The sequence below is a fragment of the Maritalea sp. genome, assembly GCF_047634455.1.
Classification (GTDB): domain Bacteria; phylum Pseudomonadota; class Alphaproteobacteria; order Rhizobiales; family Devosiaceae; genus Maritalea.
Genome location: NZ_JBLIAI010000006.1, coordinates 20,257 through 40,219, shown reverse-complemented (window position 1 = coordinate 40,219; position 19,963 = coordinate 20,257). Strand labels below are relative to the sequence as shown.

Here is a 19,963-nt window from a genome sequence, read left to right as displayed (position 1 = left end):
CCGTTGTGATTAATCCAGTTGGTTGGTGCTGATCAGTTTCCAGTTCGGATCGCGTGTTTTGGTGTTGCGAGAAAAAGTCCATTCGTCCGCGATATTTACAATCGCTTCTTCATCGCCTTCGATCAACTCACCATCGGCATTTTTGGTGGCTGAAACCACTTGCGCCGCATATTCTACGGTGACATTGGCATTCTTGCCATCCATTTCAGCGTCCCGCATTTTCACGTCAGAAAAGCCGACAAAGGTAAAATCGATTTTTTCGCCGCGTGATTCTCTTTCGCTTATGGCCGCTTCAAAACCATCATAGACCGACTTATCGAGAACCATTTTCAGTGTTTTTCGATCCCCTCGTGCAAAGGCGACCACAACCATTTCGTACGCAGATATTGCGCCATCCATGAACGATTTTGGCGCAAAATCCGGATCAGCTGAAATGATATCGTTTAGGCCCGCTTCAAGGGCACTATTGCCTTTTGCATAACGCTCAATTTCAGCGTCTAGTTTAAGGCGATGTTTATCTGCATCAAGATTTACTGGCGCAGCAGTACGCTTACGCTTGGGCAAGCTTACAACATTGTCCGCGTCTGATTCATTTTCGCTTTTCGCTTCATCGGGATGCTGAGGTGGGCGTTCAAGCCCATCACGTGTGCCCAACACATTTCGAAGGCGGAGCAAAACCACCACCGCAACAATCAAAAAGAATAGTGTTGGAATGTCAAAAAATTCGCCCATATCTGCCTCAATTTTATACCGTCGCGCGGTACTCGTATTCTTTATCAATCGCCCCTATATATATAACTAAACCGGCTCATGACCAGCGCTGAACGTGGTATTTACGCGATTTGGTTCACTTTGTCCGGCTTTAAGCAAGAAAGGAAGTTGTTTTGGGACGCTATTTGTTCGCACTTTTTTTGGTGGTGCCTATTGTTGAAATTGCCATTTTTGTGGCAATGGGTGGGTTAATCGGCTTTTGGTGGACCATGGGCGGGGTGGTGTTTACCGCCATTCTGGGGTCATATTTGTTGCGGCTACAAGGATTTGCCGTCTGGGCTGATGTGCAGGGCAAACTGCGTGTGGGTCAGTTCCCCGGGCAATCGATTGTTGATGGGATCATGCTGGCAATTGCTGGTGCACTGTTGCTCACCCCAGGTTTTTTCACGGACGCGGTGGGATTTGCGCTATTTGTGCCCCAGGTCCGCTATTTCATCTTTGAACAATTGCGCTTGCGGGTTGATGTTGTCCAAGCCAGTTCATTCACCAATTACACATCTCAAGACACCAAACAGCCAAATTCATCCATTCGCGATGACGATGGGGTTATTGACCTTGAAGATGATGATTGGCGCGGAAAAAGCTAGCAAATTGACGTATGCGGCATGTTGGGTTCTTGCCGCCTGCACATAAAGATGATAGCCAAATGCCAAGTTTTTATATTGGAAAGATGGGCAATTAGATGGCCGAAAAAACACCAAATACAGCTGATACCAAAGAAGCAACCCAACCGTCGCTGCATATTGTGGGTCAATATATCAAAGACCTTAGCTTTGAAAACCCAAATGCCCCCGCCTCGCTTGCGCCTGGTGTCGCCCCGCAGATCGCCATTAGCATCAATGTGGGCGCACAAAAGCAAGAGAATGATATTTTTGCGGTCGAATTGACCATCAATGCGAAAGCGGAGCGTGATGGGTCAGTATTGTTCAATGTTGAATTGGTCTACGGCGGCCTGTTTAGCATCAAAGACTTCCCAGAAAATCAGATGCATCCGCTTGTGATGATCGAATGCCCCCGCTTGATCTTCCCCTTTGCGCGGCAAATCCTTTCCAACGTTACTCAAAATGGCGGCTTCCCACCTTTGTTGATGGAGCCAGTGGATTTTAGCGCGATTTATCGCCAGAATTTGGAAGTGGCTGCGGCCAAGATTAAAGAAGGTGAAGGCAGCACAGTTAACTAGGGTTAAGTCTAACGACCTGGTTTTGGCCAATATTTTTGCCAAATGGGTGCAGCTGTCTTATCAGCGACAAAGTCCTTGTGATTTTGTCGCTGTTTTTCATTCATGCGTTGTATCAAAGGTTTGGTGCGGGCTTTTACCGGGCGCATCGACACTTCAAGTTCGGTTTGATCTGTGGTTTCTTGGGCGAGACTGAACGCCACCTGGCGGCCGCCAATCAATTCAAGATAGACCTCGGCCAAAATTTCACTGTCCAGCAACGCCCCGTGTAGCGCCCGGCGTGACAGGTCAATGCCATAATGCCGACAAAGGGCGTCCAAATTGACCCGCGCACCGGGATGTTTGGTGCGGGCCAGCAACACCGTATCGATCACGTCATTTTCAATGCGGCCAAATTTGCTCCATTCAAGTTCGGCCTGTAAAAAACCCATGTCAAACGGGGCGTTATGTATAATCAGTACCGAATCTTTGATGAAATCAAGGAATTCTTGGGCGACCGTTTTAAAGAGCGGCTTATCGGCCAAAAACTCTTCGGATAGGCCGTGCACTTTAAACGCGCCTTCGGGCATATCACGTTCAGGGTTGCAGTATTTGTGAAAAGTCTTGCCCGTCGGGATGTGATTAACCAGCTCAACACAGCCAATTTCCACCAATCGATCGCCCTTTGCGGCGCTAAGGCCGGTGGTTTCGGTATCGAGTACGATTTCCCGGATTGCCATTATTATTTCGCTTTTTGATTTATTTGGTAATGGATCAGAGTTTAGCCAATTGCCAGCTGACGGCAAGTTTGGATAATCTCATCCACGATTTGTTGGGTCGTTTCAGGCAGAAGTCCGGTATCAATTAGAAAATCGGCACGTTGTTTTTTATCGTGTTGTGACATTTGGCGGGCCTTGATGGCGGCAAATTTCTTTGGTGTCATGCCATCACGGGTCAGCGCACGTTGCTTTTGAATTTGATCATCACAAAAAGTCACTGCAATTTTGTCAAGCGGGTAGTCTTTGCCCGTTTCAAAGAGCAGTGGAATTTCCAAGACAACCAGGCTTTGCTCGGCTTGTTTGTGAACTTCAATAAACTCGGCCATCTTTTGATGAACCATTGGGTGCACAAGGGCTTCCAGTTGGGCTAAATTTTCTTTGTTGTCCAAGACTTGGCTTGCAAGTACGGCGCGATCAATTTTTCCGTCAATAACTGCCTTGGGAAATTTAGCCCCAACAGGTGCCACAGCCTCTTTTTGATAGAGCTCGTGTACCACCTTATCAGCGTTATAAATTGGAATGCCGCGCTTGGCGAACATGCCAGCAACGGTTGACTTTCCTGTTGCCATTGAACCTGTAAGGCCAAGCTTAATCATGGCGGCCATCCAAAATCTTGTCGCGTAACTGTTGGGTTACGCGAGGACGCAGGCCAAACCAACGCTCAAACCCAGGAACTGCTTGGTGCAACAGCATGCCCACCCCATCGATCGTACGCAATCCTGCGCGTCGAGCGTCCGCTAGCAAGGGCGTTTCAAGTGGGGTGTAGACGATATCGGTAATAATGGCGTGTTTTGGCGCGCGAGTTGGATCAACATGTTCACATTTTGTATTGTTCATACCAATTGAACTGGCATTGACGATCAGGTCGGCGTTTGGGGCTAATTTGTTGAAATCCTGTAGCGTTGTTGGAGAAAATATTTTTGTCTGGAATACGGTATTTAGTTCTGCACAGAGCCTTTGTGCACGTTCTGCTGTTCTGTTGAGCACATAAATTGTTTGATAGCCGCGTTCGATCAATCCAACCAAAATTGCCCGCGCTGCACCACCTGCCCCTAAAACGATTGCGACGGAATTTTGCGCATCCCATTTGGGACATTGTTGGTCCAGATTGGCCAAAAAGCCATATTTGTCTGTGTTATCGCCATGCAATTGTCCGTTCTGCATCCACAAGGTGTTCACCGCCCCGATTTGCGTTGCTGTGGCCGAGAGCTTCTCACACAGCGCCATGACCGCTTCTTTGTGGGGGATGGTGACATTGCCACCGATAAATGCGCCAGATTTGATCGCGTTTGTGAAGGCGACTAAATCAGCAGGTTCCACGTCTACAGCTTCGTATGTGCCCCCAAGATTATATTCTTGCAGCCAGTGGCGATGCAAAAGGGGTGATTTGGAGTGGCTGATGGGGTGACCGATGACAAATGCTCTTTCCATTTAAATCGCTTTCAACTCACGTAACGCAGACAATAGCGGCAACAACGGCAATCCCAAGACCGTAAAATAGTCGCCTTGAATTTGTTCAAACAGTCGAATAGATGGTCCTTCTAAGCGGTAGCCGCCAACACTTTGCAACAGCTGATTGCCCTCCAGTTCCATCACCAGATCACGTTCTTGATCAGTAAAATCGTGCATCGTCATTTGCGCTAGACCTTGATGCTGCCAGACAATTTTATTGTTGTGCGCAACACAAACCGCTGAGCAAAGCATATGCGTCTTGCCGCGTAAAAGGTCCAATTGTGCTTTGAGAGTGCCAATATCTGCCGGTTTGTGTAAATATGAATCGTTAATATGCAGCGTTTGGTCCGCACCAACCACAAAGGCTTGTGGATGATTTTCAGATACGCTAAGCGCTTTGGCCTCTGCTAATTTTGCGGTCAGTTCGAATTGCGTGTATCCGATTTGTGAATTTTCTTCTTCGATTTTTCGTTCATCGATTCGTGCGACTTCAACGTCAAACTTCAACCCGGCGTTCTGCATCAGGGATATTCTGGTTGTACTTCTGGATGCTAAAACAATCATAATATCAATCAGTTACCTTGTTGAGTTTTTGACATATCCACATACTTATCCCCCATTATGGGCCTTAGGGCGATAAGCGCGTATGAAATTGGCCTTCTTGAGATTTGTACCCGTTGTTGTGAATCTCATCCACAGGTAATGCGCGGTGGAAAATGGTTAGGCTGAATGCTGGGATATGTGCATAATTTGGTCTCATGCTTTTTTATCCCGGGTTTTGCACAATTTATCCAGTTAATATCCACATCCTCATGTGATGTTAACGTTCCGGTAACTATGCCGTTTAAGCTTTTGTTCACTAATTCAACATGAGCATCAAAAATTCAACCCACAGCTGAGGCGGATTTGCCACATGTGGACAAGACTTGTGGATGTAAAAGAATTCCTGCAAAACACAGCTATAAAGAAGAAGAAGAATCTAAAAATAGAATCTTATTTAAATAGGAACCGGAAAAGATCGTGGTAAAAAAAACGGGTCGTAAGTTGCTAGATTGTGTCAGAGGAATTGTTGATGACGTGCCACCGATGTGGATTATGCGCCAAGCGGGACGCTATTTGCCGGAATATCGTGAAGTCCGTGCATCAACAAAAGGATTTCTGGATTTATGTTATACACCCGAAAAGGCAATTGAGGTCACATTACAGCCCCTTCGGCGTTTTGACCTTGATGCAGCAATCATTTTTTCGGACATTTTAGTTATTCCAGATGCGCTTGGACAAGATGTCAGGTTTGAAGTGGGTGAGGGACCAATTTTAACAGAAATTGAAACTGCTCAGGATCTTGCCAAATTAGACATTTCTAAAGTTTTGCAGCATTTGGCACCAGTTTTAGAAACTGTGCGTGGGGTTCGAGCCGGCATTAATGATGACAAGACATTGATCGGGTTTTGTGGCGCACCTTGGACGGTGGCAACTTATATGCTCGGGGGTCGTGGCTCCCCTGATCAGGCAAAAGCCAGATTGTTTGCATTAGCGCATCCTGAATTGTTTGCGCAATTGATGGATATTTTGGTTGAAGCGAGTGCGCAATATTTACTGGCACAATTTGATGCAGGCGCCGATGTTGTTCAGATATTTGAAAGCTGGGCTTTGAATTTAGACGAAGTCAATTTTGAGAACTTTGTGATCAAGCCAACTGTAAAACTTGTGAATAGAGTACGCGCTGAGCGGCCGGATGCGCCAATAATTGGTTTTCCACGCGGCGCTGCGACAATGATTCCCGGTTACATTAAGGCCACTAAAGTAAATGCGGTTGGTTTGGATTATGCGATGCCGCTGGCTTATGCTCGAGACAATATTTCGCCATTGGCTACGGTACAGGGAAATCTTGATCCGCTACGTTTAGTGACCGGTGGTAAACAAATGTTCGATCGTGTTGATGACATTCTGACCGCTTTTGAGGGGCGTCCGCATATTTTCAATTTGGGTCATGGAATTGTGCCGCAGACGCCTATTGCGAACGTAGAAGCGCTTGTAAACCACGTTAAAGGGCACTGAGCTGATGGAATGGGTGAAAGCGTTACACGTGATTTCAGTGATTGCTTGGATGGCAGGCCTTTTGTATTTGCCGCGGCTTTTTGTTTATCACTGCGATGCTGAACATGGCTCAAAACAATCGGATACATTTATTATTATGGAACGTCGATTGTTAAAGGCAATTATGACGCCTGCGATGATTGGATCATGGGTGTTTGGATTGTGGTTGGCGTTTGGGTTTCAAGCAATTGCAGCGGATGATGTTTGGGCTTGGGTGAAGGGGTTTGGCGTTGTTGGACTTACGATTGTCCATTTTCGGCTTGGGAGCTACCAGAGGGCGTTTGAGCGCGGTTTAAATGCCAATTCCAGTCGGTTTTTCCGTTTAATAAATGAAGTGCCGACGGTGTTGATGATTGTGATTGTGATTATGGTTATTGTGAAGCCATTCTAGGTCTGATTTTGAGGCGAATTGACGATTTTTCCTTGTCATTGTTGGTTATTTGCGATATACACCGCCAACTCTAACGAAACATATTGGTCCTTTCGACAAAAAGACCTCGGTTTACGTCTCCCCATCCCCTTATTGTTATCTGCCAGCGCCAGGATACGTCCTTTATGCAGAATATGAAGCTCAGTGAGCTTAAGGCTAAAAAACCAGCCGAACTATTGGCTTTCGCCGAACAAGTTGAAGTAGAAAATGCAAGCACTTTGCGCAAACAGGAATTGATGTTTGCTATCTTAAAAGAGCTTGCCGAAAATGAAGTTGATATAACTGGCGAAGGCGTTGTTGAGATTTTGCCGGATGGGTTTGGGTTTTTGCGCAGTCCAGACGCCAATTATTTACCTGGTCCTGACGATATTTATGTGAGTCCCTCTCAAATTCGTAAATTTTCTTTGCGAACAGGCGATACTGTTGAGGGCCAAATACGGTCTCCCAAAGATGGTGAGCGCTATTTTGCGCTGTTAAAAGTCAATTCGGTCAATTTTGAAGAACCCGAACGTGCGCGGCACAAAATCAATTTTGATAATTTGACCCCGCTTTATCCTGATGAGCGCTTCAATTTGGAAGTGCAGGACCCAAAGGTTAAGGATAAAAGTGCGCGGATTATAGACCTGGTTGCGCCTTTAGGCAAAGGACAACGGGCGTTGATTGTTGCGCCTCCTAGGACTGGTAAGACTGTATTGTTGCAAAATATTGCACAATCAATCGCAATAAACCATCCAGAATGTTATTTGATTGTTCTGTTAATTGATGAGCGCCCTGAAGAAGTGACAGATATGCAGCGCTCTGTGCGCGGTGAAGTTATATCTTCGACATTTGACGAGCCCGCTAGCCGGCACGTGCAAGTAGCTGAAATGGTTATTGAAAAGGCGAAACGCTTGGTCGAACATAAGCGCGACGTGGTGATTTTACTTGATTCAATCACGCGGCTTGGCCGGGCGTATAATACGGTTGTGCCATCCTCGGGCAAAGTGTTGACCGGTGGTGTGGATGCGAACGCCCTACAGCGACCAAAGCGTTTCTTTGGGGCTGCGCGCAACATCGAGGACGGCGGTTCGCTGACAATCATTTCGACGGCGCTGATTGATACGGGTAGCCGGATGGACGAAGTGATTTTTGAAGAGTTTAAGGGCACAGGTAACTCTGAAATTATTCTTGATCGCAAAGTGGCTGATAAGCGCGTCTTCCCAGCGATTGACATTACCAAGTCCGGTACACGCAAAGAAGAGCTTTTGGTTGCACCTGAAATGCTCAAGAAAATGTATGTTTTGCGCCGTATTTTGACCCCAATGGGTACCATTGATGCGATTGAATTCTTGATTGATAAATTGCGTCAAACCAAATCAAATTCTGATTTCTTCGATTCAATGAACACCTAGCAGGCGCCCAGATGACAGCAGGACAGCAAATGGACACCATTGTTGCGCTGTCGTCGGGACAATTGCCGTCAGGTGTTGGTGTGATCCGGGCCTCTGGCCCCGATGTGTTGGGTATATGTGCCGCTTTTGGGGTAAAGCTACCCCGCCCCCGCTTCGCGCATTTTTCAAAAATCTTATCGCCTCTTGATGCCAGCGTCGTTGACGAGGGGTTGGTTTTGTACTTTCCTGGACCCAATAGTTTTACAGGCGAGCAGGTTTTGGAGTTGCAGCTGCACGGCAGTCGGGCTGTTGTGCAGTTCGTACTTGATCAAATGATCAAATTGCCCGGTATTCGGCTTGCGGAGCCGGGTGAGTTTACCCGCCGGGCGTTTGAAAATGGCAAGCTAGATTTAACTCGTGTCGAGGGTATTGCTGACCTGATTGATGCGCGCACAGAAAGCCAACGGGCTTTGGCAGTTGCTCGAATGCAGGGCGGTTTGAGTGCAAAACTGGCTGACTGGCGGCAACAATTAGTTCGCTTGCGTGCTGAGATTGAAGCCCGCTTAGACTTTTCTGATGAAGAGGATGTCCCGTTTGAGTTGCCGACCAGCTATTCGCAAGACCTTTTAGAACTGGCTTCTCAAATCAGCGATCAATTGAAGACATTTGATCAAGGACGGATGATCCGCGAGGGCGTTAGCGTTGCTTTGGTCGGGAAACCAAATGTCGGCAAGTCCACCGTTCTGAATGCGCTTTCTCGGTCAGACGCGGCAATTGTTACCGATATTCCTGGAACAACACGCGACGTGATTGAAGTAGAAATTGATTTGCACGGCATTTTGTTCCGGCTGGCAGATACGGCCGGGGTGCATGATACTGAGGATGAGGTTGAACGTCTTGGCATCGAGCGCTCGGTTCGATCTGCGCTCCAGGCGGACATTGTGGTTGGATTGACGGATGACGGTTCCCTGCCTGATGGATTTGAGTATGACCTGATTGTTGGCACCAAATCTGACATGCGAGGCTCCAGCTTGGCGCAGAACATCGTGGACTGCGAGATCAGTGCAAAGACAGACCCCGATCTGACAGTGCTGAAAGCTGCACTGATTTCAACAATCACTGAGGCAAATGATTCACGTGAAACAATGTTGATTTCACATGTGCGGGACAAGGCTGCGCTGACGGAAACTTCTGAGGCGCTGGTACGTGGGTGCGATTTGGTGTATGCACCGGAGTTGCTTGCTGAGGAACTCCGCGTGGCGACCTATTGTTTGGCGCGGCTGGTTGGCGAAGTTGGTACCGAAGATGTTTTAGACGAGCTGTTCTCAGGGTTTTGTATTGGTAAATGATTCACGTGAAACGCATGAGGATGTGGGCATGACAAATAGATTTGATGTCATCATTGTGGGTGGTGGGCATGCTGGTTGTGAAGCGGCCGCTGCATCTGCGCGGCTTGGCGTCAAGACAGCGCTTGTGACACATCAATTCAAAAAGATTGGCGAAATGTCTTGCAACCCGGCCATTGGTGGGTTGGGCAAGGGGCATTTGGTGCGCGAGATTGACGCGCTTGACGGTTTGATGGGTCGGATCGCTGATCAGGCTTGCATTCAATATCGGCTGCTCAATCGGCGCAAAGGTCCTGCTGTTCGCGGACCGCGCATGCAAGCGGACCGAAAACTCTATCGTGAAGCGATGCAAGCGGCGATTACTGAACAAGCAAATTTGACCGTCATTGAGGGCGAAGTCGATGATTTGATCTCGGTAAATGGCTGTGTGGCAGGGGTCGTTTTAGGTGACGGTACGCGTATAGATGCTGCAGAAGTTGTGCTGACCACCGGCACGTTTTTGCGCGGACTCATTCATCTTGGGGACAAACAAATTCCTGCTGGTCGGGTTGGCGAAAAACCCGTTCTGGGGCTGTCTAAGCGTTTGGAAACAATGGGTTTGCGCCTCGGGCGGCTGAAAACCGGCACGCCACCGCGTTTGGACAAGAACACGATTGATTGGGCGCAATTGGAAGTACAGCATGGTGATGCAGATTTGGAGCCTATGTCTGCGCTGACCGCTGCCATCACTGTTCGGCAGGTGCCGTGCTACATTACACGCACCCACGCCGGTACCCATAAGATTATTGAAGACAATTTGCAGAAATCGGCAATCTATTCTGGGCAGATTGAAAGTAAAGGTCCACGCTATTGCCCTTCGATTGAAGACAAGATTGTGCGGTTTGCAGACAAAGATTCGCATCAAATATTCTTGGAGCCTGAGGGCTTGGATGATGACAATATTTATCCGAACGGCATTTCGACGAGCCTACCTGAAGATGTACAACTGGCCTTGGTTCGTTCACTGCCCGGGTGCGAAAATGCTGTAATTAATCAGCCAGGTTATGCGATTGAATATGACTATATTGATCCGCGCGAGTTGGATCATACTCTCCAGTTGAAGAAGCTGCCCGGGCTTTCCTTAGCGGGGCAGATAAACGGCACAACTGGTTATGAAGAAGCAGGGGCGCAAGGGTTGCTGGCCGGTGCCAATGCCGCCATGCGTGTTTTGGGGTGTGCTCCGCTTATTCTGTCGCGCACGCAGAGCTATATTGCTGTAATGGTTGATGATTTGGTGACGCGTGGCGTTACAGAACCATATCGAATGTTTACCAGTCGGGCCGAATTTCGGCTTCATTTACGTTCCGATAATGCCGATCAGCGTTTAACGCAAATCGGCATTGATTGTGGTTTGGTGGGCGCTGAACGAAAAGTGGTTTTTGCCGGGCGCATGTCGCAACTTGTTGCAGCTAGAAAGATGCTAAATGAGCTTAATCTGACGCCAAACGAAGCCAGCCGACAAGATATCCAAGTCAGTGCGGATGGGGTGCGACGCAGTGCATTTCAATTACTCTCTCATCCAAATGTGTCCTTGCAGACAATTACAGATATTTGGCCCGCACTGTTAGAATTTCCAATGGCCATATTGGAGCAAGTGACCGTGGATGCGCAATATGCGGTTTATCTTGATCGGCAACGGGCTGATATTGAGGCGGTTCAGCGAGACGAAAATCGCAAAATCCCGGATGGTATGGACTATGCGTCACTTGATGGCCTGTCGATTGAGATGTGCCAAAAGTTAATTCAACACAATCCCTCTACGATCGCCCAGGCACAGCGGATTGAAGGGATGACCCCGGCGGCTATCCTGTTGATTCTTGCGGCGGCGAAGCGAATGGATTCACGTGAAACTTTTGCCAAGCGTGCCGTGTGATGGAAGCGATATTGCCGACTGCCATAGAGGCTGACCGCATCTCTCATATGTGCGTTGAACTTGGTTTGGACGCTGAAACTGTGCGGTCAGACCTGCAAAAATACGCCCAGGAACTGATTCGGTGGCAAAAGATCAAAAATCTTGTTTCACGTGAAACATTGCCGGAAATATGGTCGAGACACTTCTTGGATAGTTTGCAGCTCGCAAAACATGTGGATCCAGACAGGGGCATTTTGTTGGACTATGGCAGTGGCGGTGGGTTGCCTGCAATTCCGCTCGCCATTGCGTTCAAATCTTGTGACCTAATTGTGCATATGATAGAGGCGAATGCCCGTAAGTGTTCGTTTTTGCGACATATTTCTCGTTTGCTGGGCCTAAGTTGCGTTGTCCACAATGTTCGCGCGGAGGATTTGGTGCTTGATGCTGGTCTGCAGGTTGGGGTCATTACAGCGCGCGGTTTTGCTGATCTGGCGTCCACATTCTCCTATTGTTTTCCGCATTTTGGCGTGGATACAATAGCGCTTTTGCAAAAAGGCCGTGGATATGATGAAGAAATTTCAGCGGCTGCCGCAAATTGGCGGTATGCTCATAAGACTTATAGCAGCGTTGTTGCGTCTGACTCGGTTATTCTGTCGATTACCAGGTTGGAACGACGCTAAATTATTCGTTGTCGGAGGGGCTTGCAGTGCAACCGCGGATTCTTACATTGGCAAATCAAAAGGGCGGTGTTGGTAAAACAACGACGGCCATCAATTTGGCAACAGCCCTTGCCGCCATTGGTGAGCGTGTTTTGATTGTTGATATTGACCCACAGGGCAATGCCAGCACAGGTTTTGGCATAGACCGGGAGGCGCGGCATTATTCTGCTTATGATTTGATGACCGGCGAAGTTGAGCTTAAGGACGCGATTGTTTCAACCAATGTGCCAAATGTGGTGGTGGTACCGTCCACAATGGATTTATTGGGCCTGGAAATGGCAATCTCAAATGAAGGTGATCGAGCATTTCGGTTGAGGAATGCACTGAGTGGGGCTGGTGACATCATTTTTGATGGCAAGCCAATTACCTACATTCTGATTGATTGCCCGCCGTCACTTAACTTACTTACAATTAATTCTCTCGCCGCCGCAGACGCGGTTTTGGTGCCAATGCAATGTGAGTTTTTTGCGCTTGAGGGTCTTAGCCAGCTTTTGCATACCATTGAGCAGATCAAGTCCAGTCTTAATCCTGGCCTCTATATTCAAGGTGTGGTTATGACCATGTATGACAAGAGAAATAACTTGTCTAATCAAGTACTTAGTGATGTTCGCTCGCATATGGGTGACTTGGTCTATGAAACGGTCATTCCGAGAAATGTTCGACTATCTGAGGCGCCTTCCTACGGGAAGCCGGCGCTCTTATACGATCTGAAATGTGCAGGCAGCCAGGCCTATTTGCATCTGGCTACTGAGGTTATTAAGCGCGAACGTCGATTGACGGCGGCATAGGACAGCAAAATGAACGACAAAAACACAAACAGCAGACTTGGCCGGGGTTTGGCAGCACTGATAGGCGATGTGCCACCTATTGAAGCGACGCGGGTGCCGTCGGGCGACGGTATTCGTCGTTTGCCAGTTGAGTTTATTGTGGCCAGTCCCAACAATCCACGGCGACATTTTGCCCCTGAGGAGTTGGAAGACTTAACCAACTCAATTCGTGAAAAAGGCGTCATGCAACCGATTTTGGTGCGACCCAGTGCGGTTGATCCTGACCAATATGAATTGGTGGCAGGTGAGCGCCGCTGGCGGGCGGCGCAGCGCGCGGGCTTGCACGAAGTGCCCGTGATTATTCGAGAGGTTGATGATCGCGAAGCTTTAGAACTTGCGATTATTGAAAACGTTCAACGGTCAGACCTTAATTCTTTAGAAGAATCAAAGGGTTATGATCAGCTTATGCAACAGTTTGGATATACCCAAGCCGACTTGGCGCAAGTTATTGGCAAAAGCCGGAGCCATGTGGCGAATACGTTGCGGTTGATGAAATTGCCAGCCAATGTGCAGCAATATGTGACAGACGGTGCGTTGTCGGCGGGCCATGCGCGGGCATTGATTACGGCAACAAATCCTGAAGCATTGGCCCGTCGAATTATTGATGGTGGTCTGAGCGTTCGTGAAGCTGAAAATTTGGCTCAAAAGCAAGCACAGGCCAATGACGATGTTGGGCATTCTACAAAAGCTGCCAAGGCGGCAAAGGATGCGGATACTTTAGCGCTCGAGAAAAGCCTGAGTGATTTACTGGGGCTAAAAGTTGCAATCGATCACAAAGAACGCGGCGGTAAGATTGAGATTAAGTATCGCACGCTTGAGCAATTGGACGATGTGTGTCAGCGGCTTCAGTCTCGATAGTTCTTTGTTTACAGCATGTTAGTTAGTTTCTTGCGGCAATCGTTGCGATTGCCAGCAAGGCTTGGCGCGTGTGCTCATCGGCCAAATTGGCGTTCTTGCGGGTCTCAAGCACCGTTGTGTGCAGTCGGACGCAAGCGGCGGCCAAATTTGTTGAAGACCAAGATCTGATTTGGCTTTCAATGGCGCTTTTGCGGGAAAAGTGAACGCGGAAACGCCCCGCGTTCAAAACTTCAGTTAAGGTTTTTCCCTCATCGAACCCGGCGCGCATTTCGCGCAGAGTGGAAAAGTGCATCAATGCCCGCGTAAGGATGGCAGATGAATTGGTGCCCGAACTAAATGCCCGGGTGAGGGCGGTGTCCAGCTTTTGCATGTGGCCCGTGCCAGTGCTATCCAGAATTTCATCCATGGTTTGCGCTGCATTATCGCCACACAGCACCATCACATCGTCAAAATCAATGTGCTTTGTATCCTGTGCAAACAGAATAAGTTTTTCAACTTCCTGTCTGGTGATCTGCCTGTCATTTCCCAATACGTCAATTAGTGCACGCAAAGCGTCGTTTTCGACCGTGATTTGCGCCTTTTCGAACATTTGACGGGCCAATTGGGTCAAACTTCTAGTGTCGTCAGCGTAGCAGGGCACGGCTCGAGCCGATTTTTGAGCCTCAGCGAGCTTTCTCAGCCCATCTTTTGGGGTCAAATTGCCCGATTCGACCAATAAAATCGCATCAAACCCGTCTTTTACAGTCTGTTCAATCTCTTTGGTCAGTGCATTGGTGGCACCACGCACACGTATGATACGCTGGTCGCCGAACATGGAAGGTGTGTTGGCCTCCACCGAAATGCGTTCGCCAGGGTTCTCAAAGTCGCCAAATTGCAGACTGACGAGGCCCATTGGGTCACCAGTTTGGCCGTGAAACTGTGTTTGCAGTTTATCTGTGGTTTCTCGAACCCGACCGGCGTCTGGGCCGTAGATCAATATAAAACCCGCTTTTATGTCAGGGTGCGCAAGAAAACTGTCCACATCACGGGCTTTTATTGCAGTCAAGGTTTGTTCTCTTTTAAAGCCGCAACGATCAGCAGTTCGATCTGGCCCGCGACATCTTTGGCAGCGCGCTGGTAGGCGTCAGATAGCGCGGCATTGTTGGCTACATTTTGCGTGCTGCTTTGATAGATTGCGGAAGCGAAACGTTGGCCCGATGTCACTTGTTCATCCGTCAACGTATCGATCAAGGTGAAAGACGTGCGCACGGTGGCCTCATATTCGGTTCGCACAAATTGTGAACCAACACCGTAAATGGAGCGCGTTGCGGTCGATGTTGACAGATTTACCATATAAGCTGGTGTTGTTGCGCGTCCCAATTTGAAAGTCAATTCCTGCACGATTGTTTGTTCAACAACCGATGCCGGTTTGCCAAAACCAATAGCGTAATTGTTTGCGCCACCAGCATCATATACCGGACTGAAGGTGCAGCCGGCCAAGACGATAAGGCCGGTCAGAGCGACGAATAGATATTTGATTGATCTGTTAAACAACAACATTGACGATCCTGCCTGGAACGATGATCACCTTTTTGGGTGCTTGTCCGTCCAAGATGCGCGAAACCGCGTCCAGTGACAAGGCGGCATCTTCAATTTGATCTTTGGGAAGATCCTTATTGATTTGTATTTCACCACGTCGTTTGCCGTTGACTTGAACGGGCAAGATGATGGTGTCACTCACAAGATATTTCGGGTCCGGCTCCGGCCAGCTCTCGTCGGCCAAAATGGTGGTGTTGCCCAAATGTGCCCAACATGTTTCGGTTACATGGGGCACGATTGGGTTGCACAATTTGACCAAGAATGTTGTCGCGGTGCGAATGGCCGAACGTTCTTTAATTGTTGGATTGTGCTTTATGGACGCTGTCGCCTTGCCCAAAACATTCGTGAGCTCATAGAGTTGGGCAATGGCACGGTTAAAGCGCAAATTTTCATATGCATCAGACACTTGATCAACCGCACGGTGAGCTGACTTTAGCAAAGCTTCGACATCAAAGTTCTCAACGGACGCATCTTCAGTTGCACAAACAATAGCATGGGCCTCGTCTACCAAACGCCAAACCTTTTGCACAAATCGCCAAACACCCTCAATACCTGCTTCGGTCCATTGAACGTCGCGCTCTGGCGGAGAATCAGACAGCACGAACCATCGGGTAGCGTCGGCACCAAAGCTTTGCGCCATTGCTGTCATGTCGACCACATTGAGTTTTGATTTCGACATTTTTTCAATCGAACCGATTTTTACCGCTTCGCCGGACACCTTGTGCGTGGCTTTACGGTTTTCCGTCGTCCCTTCAAAATTGATTTCTTCAGGTGACACCCAGTCGCCATGAGACGTTTTGTAGGTTTCGTGGGTGACCATGCCCTGGGTAAACAGACCTTTGAACGGTTCTGTGACATTCAAGTGGCCCGACTTTTTCATGGCACGGGCGAAGAAGCGGGAATAAAGCAGGTGCAAAATTGCGTGCTCAACACCGCCAATATATTGGTCGACAGGCAACCATTCATCGGCGGCTTTGGGATCAGTTGGCGACGAGGCATTGGGGGCTGTGAACCGCGCAAAGTACCAAGAACTGTCAACAAATGTGTCCATGGTATCGGTTTCGCGCCGTGCAGGTGCATCGCAAGTTGGGCAGTGCGTGTCTTTCCATGTTGGGTGGTGGTCCAACGGATTGCCCGGTTTATCAAAGCTTACATCGTCGGGCAATTTTACGGGCAAGTCTTCATCGCGCACTGGCACGATGCCACAATTATCACAGTGGATAATGGGGATTGGGCAGCCCCAATAGCGCTGGCGCGAAATGCCCCAATCCCGCAAGCGATAATTGACTTTGCGTTCGCCCTGTACGCGACCGTTAATGTCAATATTGGCCAAACGGTTGGCCACCTCATCAAAGGCGATGCTTGGTGTCATGCCATTTAGGAAGGCGGAGTTGATCATCACGCCTTCGCCTGTATAGGCTTCATTGTCGATGACAAAATGTTCTGCCAATTCGCCGTCTGGCATAACCACTGCCTTGACAGGTAAATCATATTTGCGGGCGAAATCCAAATCGCGTTGGTCGCCGGATGGACAGCCAAAAATCGCACCCGTACCGTAATCCATCAAAACAAAGTTTGCCACATAGATCGGCAAAGTCCAATCGTCGTCAAACGGGTGTTTCACGTGAATCCCGGTATCAAAGCCACGCTTCTCTGCGGTTTCAAGTGCGGCGACGGATGTGCCCAATCGGCGACATTCCTCGATAAAGGTTTGCAGTTCAGGGTTCGATTTGGCTGCTTCTTGCGCCAATGGATGATCGGCGGCGACAGCCATAAAGCTGGCGCCAAAAATCGTATCAGGGCGTGTGGTATAGACTTCAAGATCGCAAAAACCCTCGGGTGCGGTTGCTGCATCAAGCGCCCAGCGGATGGTTAGGCCCTCGGATTTGCCGATCCAGTTTTTTTGCATCAACCGGACTTTTTCAGGCCAATCATTAAGATTGTCGATTTCGTTTAACAGGTCTTCGGCGTAGTCGGTGATTTTGAAGAACCATTGGGTGAGCTCTTTTTGTTCCACCAACGCGCCAGATCGCCAACCACGACCGTCAATCACTTGTTCGTTGGCCAATACTGTATTGTCAACTGGATCCCAATTAACTTTGGAGCTTTTGCGGTAGATGAGGTCTTCGCTCAAAAAATCTATAAATAGTTTTTGCTGATGCGCGTAATATTCGGGATCGCACGTGGCGAATTCACGGGTCCAATCAAGACTAAACCCCATGGATTGCAATTGGGTCTTCATCGATGCGATATTTTGGTAGGTCCATGTTTTTGGGTGGGCATTGTTTTTCATCGCAGCGTTTTCAGCGGGCATGCCGAACGCATCCCAACCCATGGGGTGCAAAACGTTAAAACCTTTGGCGCGTTTATAACGGGCGATCACGTCGCCCATTGTGTAATTACGCGCATGACCCACATGGCAGCGGCCTGAGGGGTAGGGGAACATTTCTAGGACGTAGTATTTTTCGCGGTCGTCATCATTGCTGGAAACGAAGCTTTTGCGTTCGCGCCATAGGTTTTGCCAATGGGGTTCGCTTTCGCGAGGGTTATACCGTTCTGAATTATTGCCGGTCAATTCTATACGTCCTTTAAGTCGTCATGTTCGATCGGGTCAATCGCCCGATTTCTAAGCGTTACAGCGACCTTCACCAGATTTGGGTGGTGGGGTCAATATCGGTTGGCATTGAATCGTTTGCTCGGTAGCGAAAAATGATTCAAAAAGGGGGAGGCAAGTGATTTGAGGGGAATTATGACTATCACAGGATTAGAAGACGTAAATGACCGCATTGCAATTGCTTCGGCTCGGTTTGGCCCGTTAAGTGTGCACGCGCCAGCGCCAAAACTGATTGCAGTGTCTAAAACGTTTGCGTCTGAAGATATCCTGCCGATATTGGAAGCGGGCCAAATTGACTTTGGTGAGAACCGGGTTCAGGAAGCGTTGGGCAAATGGCCCGCCCTGAAAGAGCAGTTCCCAGATACCATTTTGCACCTGATTGGTCCGCTGCAAACAAATAAAGTAAAAGATGCTGTCGCTTTGTTTGACGTCATACATTCAGTTGATCGAGAGAAGCTGGCGAAGGCTTTGGCTAAAGAGTTTACGGCGACGGGTCGAAATTTGCCGGTTTTTGTTCAGGTTAATATCGGCGAGGAACCGCAAAAAGCGGGCGTTGCGCCAACTGAAACCGTTGAATTTGTGAACACTTGCCGTGAAACATACGGTCTGAATGTGCGCGGTTTGATGTGTATTCCCCCAGCCGGGGTGCCAGCTGCGCCGTATTTTGCACAATTGGCCGGGTTGGCAAAAACTGCCGATTTGCACGAACTGTCGATGGGTATGAGTGCGGATTTTGATACAGCTATTGAAATGGGTGCTACTTATGTTCGGGTTGGGTCTGCAATTTTTGGGCGGCGGGAATATCTTGTCGATTAACCAACACAATCTTCACACGGGCTTGTGATTGGGATGTTAACAGCTAATGTCTACATTAGTGCTTCGCGTTAAAACTCTGGTGCGCCAACAAAAGGCAAGAACATGAACAAACGTCGGCTTTTAATTGTGGATGATGAAGATGAGTTGCGCCAATCTTTGGTGGACCAGCTTTCGCATTATCGAGAATTTGAAATCACACAAGGTGCCGATGCAGCGACGGCATTGCGATCGGTAAAAGCTTCCCCGTTTGACTTGGTCCTGTTGGATGTTGGTTTGCCGGACATGGACGGGCGTGAGGCGGTGAAAATCATGCGTCAGGACGGTTTTAAAAGCCCGATTCTGATGCTTACCGGGCACGATAGCGATTCGGATGAGATATTGGGCCTTGAGAGCGGGGCCAATGATTATGTGACAAAACCTTTTCGCTTTTCTGTTTTGCTCGCCCGGGTGCGGGCATTGTTGCGTCAACATGATCAAAGTGAAGATGTGGTGTTTACCATCGGGCATTACAATTTCCAGCCCGCCACCAAGACACTTGAAACCGAGGATGGCGGTAAGGTGCGGCTGACCGACAAAGAAACATCGATATTGAAGTTCCTCTATCGCCAAGGGGCTAAAACGGTTTCACGTGATGTGTTGTTGCAGGAGGTTTGGGGATATAATAATCGGGTGACGACCCATACGCTTGAGACGCACATTTATCGCTTGCGGCAGAAAATTGAACGAGATCCCAGCAATGCCAGACTTTTGGTCACAGAAGAGGGCGGCTACCGATTGGTACCTTAAGGGTCAAAGATGACACTTGATGAAATTACGGCGATATTAAAACTTGCTGATCCGTTTCAAACGTTAAGCGACGAGCAGCTCAAGCTGATTGGCTTTGTTTCTGATACGCGCAAATTGGCGGATAATGAAATATTGTTCAGCGAGGGCGCGGTGGCAGATGGTGCTTATATTCTGGTTAAGGGCGCGATGCAATCGAGCCATGAAGGGGCAAAATCACAGGGTCCGGTTATCAAGGAGCAGGGCACGACCTTTGGTGAATTGGCCTTGATTGTTGATAAGCCGCGTCCCGCGACCGTGCGCGCGATTGGAAACACAGAGCTGGTATTTGTACCGCGACTTCATTTCAAACGGTTGATTGAGAACTACCCCGACTTGGCAGCAAAAGTCGCCGCCCGGATCAAACTATCCATTAGCCGATATGTGCACGCAATTACCGCTGCCGACGTGCATTGATGTGAATAGGCTCAATCGCG

The 19,963-nt window shown here is 48.7% G+C and carries 21 protein-coding genes; 13 read left to right on the top strand and 8 right to left on the bottom strand.

Features of this window, described 5'->3' with window-relative positions:
* Positions 1 to 9 precede the first annotated feature (9 nt).
* Positions 10 to 732, bottom strand: coding sequence for a Tim44/TimA family putative adaptor protein (locus ACJAZW_RS03555; protein WP_415155494.1), 723 nt, complete (start codon positions 730 to 732; stop codon positions 10 to 12).
* A gap of 152 nt (positions 733 to 884) precedes the next feature.
* Between ACJAZW_RS03555 and ACJAZW_RS03550 the strand changes: the two genes are divergently transcribed.
* Complete coding sequence (locus ACJAZW_RS03550) at positions 885 to 1,358, top strand: FxsA family protein (protein WP_415155493.1); 474 nt, start codon at positions 885 to 887, stop codon at positions 1,356 to 1,358.
* Between the two features lie 95 nt (positions 1,359 to 1,453).
* The gene (gene secB, locus ACJAZW_RS03545) at positions 1,454 to 1,951 is read left to right on the top strand and encodes a protein-export chaperone SecB (RefSeq protein ID WP_415155492.1); all 498 of its coding nucleotides are present in this window, start codon (positions 1,454 to 1,456) and stop codon (positions 1,949 to 1,951) included.
* Between the two features lie 8 nt (positions 1,952 to 1,959).
* Here secB and dnaQ read toward each other — a convergent pair whose 3' ends face one another.
* The 4 genes from dnaQ to ACJAZW_RS03525 are packed head-to-tail and all read right to left on the bottom strand — an operon-like array spanning position 1,960 to position 4,722.
* Positions 1,960 to 2,661: a DNA polymerase III subunit epsilon gene (dnaQ, locus tag ACJAZW_RS03540; RefSeq protein ID WP_415155533.1), complete on the bottom strand. Its 702-nt coding sequence runs from the start codon at positions 2,659 to 2,661 to the stop codon at positions 1,960 to 1,962.
* Between the two features lie 47 nt (positions 2,662 to 2,708).
* Positions 2,709 to 3,302, bottom strand: coding sequence for a dephospho-CoA kinase (coaE, locus tag ACJAZW_RS03535; protein ID WP_415155491.1), 594 nt, complete (start codon positions 3,300 to 3,302; stop codon positions 2,709 to 2,711).
* Positions 3,295 to 4,137, bottom strand: a complete 843-nt coding sequence (locus tag ACJAZW_RS03530; RefSeq protein ID WP_415155490.1) for a shikimate dehydrogenase — start codon at positions 4,135 to 4,137, stop codon at positions 3,295 to 3,297. Before ACJAZW_RS03530 ends, coaE begins: the two co-directional genes overlap by 8 nt.
* Positions 4,138 to 4,722, bottom strand: a complete 585-nt coding sequence (locus ACJAZW_RS03525) for a Maf family protein (RefSeq protein WP_415155489.1) — start codon at positions 4,720 to 4,722, stop codon at positions 4,138 to 4,140. It lies immediately after the preceding gene.
* Between the two features lie 456 nt (positions 4,723 to 5,178).
* Here ACJAZW_RS03525 and hemE point away from each other — a divergent pair, with 456 nt between their 5' ends.
* The 8 genes from hemE to ACJAZW_RS03485 all read left to right on the top strand — a co-directional run bounded on the left by hemE (position 5,179) and on the right by ACJAZW_RS03485 (position 13,696).
* The gene (gene hemE / locus ACJAZW_RS03520) at positions 5,179 to 6,216 is read left to right on the top strand and encodes a uroporphyrinogen decarboxylase (protein WP_415155488.1); all 1,038 of its coding nucleotides are present in this window, start codon (positions 5,179 to 5,181) and stop codon (positions 6,214 to 6,216) included.
* Between the two features lie 4 nt (positions 6,217 to 6,220).
* On the top strand, positions 6,221 to 6,646 hold the full coding sequence (gene hemJ / locus ACJAZW_RS03515; RefSeq protein ID WP_415155487.1) for a protoporphyrinogen oxidase HemJ: 426 nt from the start codon (positions 6,221 to 6,223) through the stop codon (positions 6,644 to 6,646).
* A 164-nt stretch (positions 6,647 to 6,810) separates the two neighbouring features.
* Positions 6,811 to 8,076: a transcription termination factor Rho gene (gene rho / locus ACJAZW_RS03510; protein WP_415155486.1), complete on the top strand. Its 1,266-nt coding sequence runs from the start codon at positions 6,811 to 6,813 to the stop codon at positions 8,074 to 8,076.
* Positions 8,077 to 8,087: 11 nt separating this feature from the next.
* Positions 8,088 to 9,404: a tRNA uridine-5-carboxymethylaminomethyl(34) synthesis GTPase MnmE gene (gene mnmE / locus ACJAZW_RS03505; RefSeq protein ID WP_415155485.1), complete on the top strand. Its 1,317-nt coding sequence runs from the start codon at positions 8,088 to 8,090 to the stop codon at positions 9,402 to 9,404.
* Between the two features lie 28 nt (positions 9,405 to 9,432).
* The gene (gene mnmG, locus ACJAZW_RS03500) at positions 9,433 to 11,313 is read left to right on the top strand and encodes a tRNA uridine-5-carboxymethylaminomethyl(34) synthesis enzyme MnmG (protein ID WP_415155484.1); all 1,881 of its coding nucleotides are present in this window, start codon (positions 9,433 to 9,435) and stop codon (positions 11,311 to 11,313) included.
* Positions 11,314 to 11,324: 11 nt separating this feature from the next.
* A complete protein-coding gene (rsmG, locus tag ACJAZW_RS03495; RefSeq protein WP_415155483.1) occupies positions 11,325 to 11,972 on the top strand; it encodes a 16S rRNA (guanine(527)-N(7))-methyltransferase RsmG in 648 nt (215 codons plus the stop codon).
* A 26-nt stretch (positions 11,973 to 11,998) separates the two neighbouring features.
* On the top strand, positions 11,999 to 12,799 hold the full coding sequence (locus tag ACJAZW_RS03490; protein ID WP_415155482.1) for a ParA family protein: 801 nt from the start codon (positions 11,999 to 12,001) through the stop codon (positions 12,797 to 12,799).
* A gap of 9 nt (positions 12,800 to 12,808) precedes the next feature.
* Positions 12,809 to 13,696 carry a ParB/RepB/Spo0J family partition protein gene (locus ACJAZW_RS03485; RefSeq protein ID WP_415155481.1) on the top strand — a complete coding sequence of 296 codons (888 nt, stop codon included), beginning with the start codon at positions 12,809 to 12,811 and terminating at the stop codon, positions 13,694 to 13,696.
* A 22-nt stretch (positions 13,697 to 13,718) separates the two neighbouring features.
* On the opposite strand, the gene holA is transcribed toward ACJAZW_RS03485, so the two are convergent.
* From holA to leuS, 3 genes are read right to left on the bottom strand one after another with little or no spacing between them, the layout of a single operon-like run.
* Positions 13,719 to 14,741: a DNA polymerase III subunit delta gene (gene holA, locus ACJAZW_RS03480; RefSeq protein ID WP_415155480.1), complete on the bottom strand. Its 1,023-nt coding sequence runs from the start codon at positions 14,739 to 14,741 to the stop codon at positions 13,719 to 13,721.
* The gene (lptE, locus tag ACJAZW_RS03475; RefSeq protein ID WP_415155479.1) at positions 14,738 to 15,235 is read right to left on the bottom strand and encodes an LPS assembly lipoprotein LptE; all 498 of its coding nucleotides are present in this window, start codon (positions 15,233 to 15,235) and stop codon (positions 14,738 to 14,740) included. Before lptE ends, holA begins: the two co-directional genes overlap by 4 nt.
* Positions 15,222 to 17,849: a leucine--tRNA ligase gene (leuS, locus tag ACJAZW_RS03470; protein ID WP_415155478.1), complete on the bottom strand. Its 2,628-nt coding sequence runs from the start codon at positions 17,847 to 17,849 to the stop codon at positions 15,222 to 15,224. Before leuS ends, lptE begins: the two co-directional genes overlap by 14 nt.
* A 174-nt stretch (positions 17,850 to 18,023) precedes the next feature.
* Between leuS and ACJAZW_RS03465 the strand changes: the two genes are divergently transcribed.
* The 3 genes from ACJAZW_RS03465 (at position 18,024) to ACJAZW_RS03455 (ending at position 19,943) form a co-directional block, all read left to right on the top strand.
* Positions 18,024 to 18,704: a YggS family pyridoxal phosphate-dependent enzyme gene (locus ACJAZW_RS03465; protein ID WP_415155477.1), complete on the top strand. Its 681-nt coding sequence runs from the start codon at positions 18,024 to 18,026 to the stop codon at positions 18,702 to 18,704.
* A 102-nt stretch (positions 18,705 to 18,806) separates the two neighbouring features.
* Complete coding sequence (locus ACJAZW_RS03460; protein ID WP_415155476.1) at positions 18,807 to 19,490, top strand: response regulator transcription factor; 684 nt, start codon at positions 18,807 to 18,809, stop codon at positions 19,488 to 19,490.
* Between the two features lie 9 nt (positions 19,491 to 19,499).
* Positions 19,500 to 19,943: a cyclic nucleotide-binding domain-containing protein gene (locus tag ACJAZW_RS03455; protein ID WP_415155475.1), complete on the top strand. Its 444-nt coding sequence runs from the start codon at positions 19,500 to 19,502 to the stop codon at positions 19,941 to 19,943.
* The last annotated feature ends 20 nt before the right edge of the window (positions 19,944 to 19,963 follow it).